General features: G+C 28.5%; 2 protein-coding genes. Both read left to right on the forward strand.

The window, feature by feature from the left end:
• Positions 1-510 precede the first annotated feature (510 nt).
• Positions 511-759: a type II toxin-antitoxin system RelB/DinJ family antitoxin gene (locus SPADD19_RS02520; protein ID WP_003007840.1), complete on the forward strand. Its 249-nt coding sequence runs from the start codon at positions 511-513 to the stop codon at positions 757-759.
• Positions 756-1,055 (forward strand): type II toxin-antitoxin system RelE family toxin, encoded by a 300-nt coding sequence (locus SPADD19_RS02525; protein WP_003007839.1) that lies wholly within the window; start codon positions 756-758, stop codon positions 1,053-1,055. Before SPADD19_RS02520 ends, SPADD19_RS02525 begins: the two co-directional genes overlap by 4 nt.
• Positions 1,056-2,168 lie beyond the last annotated feature (1,113 nt).

Raw genomic sequence — 2,168 nt, forward strand, 5'->3', positions numbered from 1 at the left:
ATTATTAATTATTAATTGTTAATATATACAAAAAAAGAGATATGCTATAGACAAACAAAAACGCCTTGATTTCAAGGCTTTTCCTGTTGTCTTTGATGCCCCCTGCATGAAATCCTTCATTTTAGTGTAGAAGAAAATAGCGATAGATGCTTGAAATAGAGGGATTCTTATTAAAGATATTTTTCGAATAAAAGTGATTTGAAATACAACTTGGTACAAATAAACTTCAATTTTATGAACATATAAGTTTATAAAGTTTATAATTATATGTTTCCGAAAAACATATCTTTTACAGAAAGTGGAACAATAAGCAAAAAAATAGCCCCAACGGTTGGGGCTGTTGGTGTTTCTGATGAAATATCTTAATCATTTCATTTTAAAATGTTCCAAAATAATTATTTCAACATTAATTTTTTATAATTTATACAAAAAAATTCTCAATGAGAAAAAATAGTTTGAAAAAATCTGTTTTTTTGTGTATAATGTACACAAAAAGATGAGGTGATTTAAATGGCTATTACAACTACAAAAGCAAGATTGAATCTAAGTATTGACTCTGAATTAAAACAGGAAGTTGGTGAGGTCTTGAAGGAGATTGGGCTTGACTATACTACAGCAATTAATTTATATTTCAATAAAATCAGACGTGATCGTAAAATTCCATTTGAACTTGAAGCACGAAAAAATTTAACTGTCGATGAATTTCTTGGTTCAAATTGGCGTGAAGGTTTGGAAAATGTAGAGGACGGTTGGGATTGAGTTATAAAGTTGAATTGATTCCTGAAGCGCAAGATGATTTTTATAAATTAGATAATAGTCAACGTCTTCATGTTAAAAAGTCACTTATCAAGTTAGAAAATCAAGGGATGCTTGCCGGAGAGGCTCTTCACGGTAATTTAGCAGGTTACAGGAAGTTAAAACACAAAAAATTGGGCCTGAGAATTGTTTTTCATGAAACTGTCAATGCAATTGAAATTATTGAAGTCATTGCTATTGGTAAGAGAAGTGATAACGAAATTTATACAATTTCTGAAAAACGTATAAAAAACAGATGAAGCTATTTTAACCAACCTGCATAAAAGAAAGAAACACCTACTAACATATTCAAGAAATTAAAAGTAAATGAGATAAGAAAACTGGAACTACTTTCACATATAAAAAAATGAAATTTCATTCAAATTAAAGTATAATAAAATAAGAAAAAGTTGTTACTAAAGATAAAATTTTTAGAATAAAAAATTACCGTAACTAATTAATATTTATATAAGAAAGTGGATGATTCCAATGTGCAAACTATAATTATCAATTCTTAAGCTGTAAATAGTAATGCTTCAGGTCAAATTAAAGCAGAGTTGTTAGGAGCTGGTTTTAATTTTGGAGGTACTGTTGGAGGCAAAACTTATTATAGAGTCCCATTTAATCAAAACGGAACTATTAGTCTATACTAACTTAGGAGATAATCGATATTATGAATGAAAAAAATCGTACATATTTTATTTGTGCAAGTATTATTATTTCATCTATAATTTTAGGACTCTTTATTTATAACGGAATTTATAACGGATTTGACGTTCTGGGTCAATATATAAACGATGGCCTCAGGGTAATTAATAGTAATTTACCTAATATTAATAGGTAGTTAATAGTAATAGAATTTAAATAAAAAACGGTAATTTAGTGAATGCTGATTGCCGTTTTTTGTTTGCTAATTCCAATAACCATTGATAGTGTAAAAAAGAATGTAAATGTTTAACAAAAGATTTGACAAATGGCTTGTACCGAAAAAGTCAGATTGGTTTTAGGAAATTATTCAAAGAAAATTAAAGCTACGTTGAAACATGATGATATTGGGGGGACATCAAATCTTTCTTCTTTTAAGTTTTACAAAACAACATTTCAATATGTTCTACTAATTAACGGCTGTCTTTTTTTGAAAACAACCGTTGCCACCAACTCTTTTTAGTTTCTAGCAATAATGTTTCATTCTTCATTGTGAGAGCTCCAATAAATTGCAACTGACTGTTGCTTATCCAATCATGACGAAATATTAAAAAAAGCTTCCAACACTATTCAAGCAATTAAAAGTGGGAAAACTTAATCCGTTTAGAAAGATAAACATTTGTCTTTTTTCGCACTTTTGCATCGTCTAAATTAACTATTAAATAGTG

The sequence above is a fragment of the Streptococcus parasanguinis genome (genome assembly GCF_001578955.1).
GTDB classification, from domain to species: Bacteria; Bacillota; Bacilli; order Lactobacillales; family Streptococcaceae; genus Streptococcus; species Streptococcus parasanguinis_U.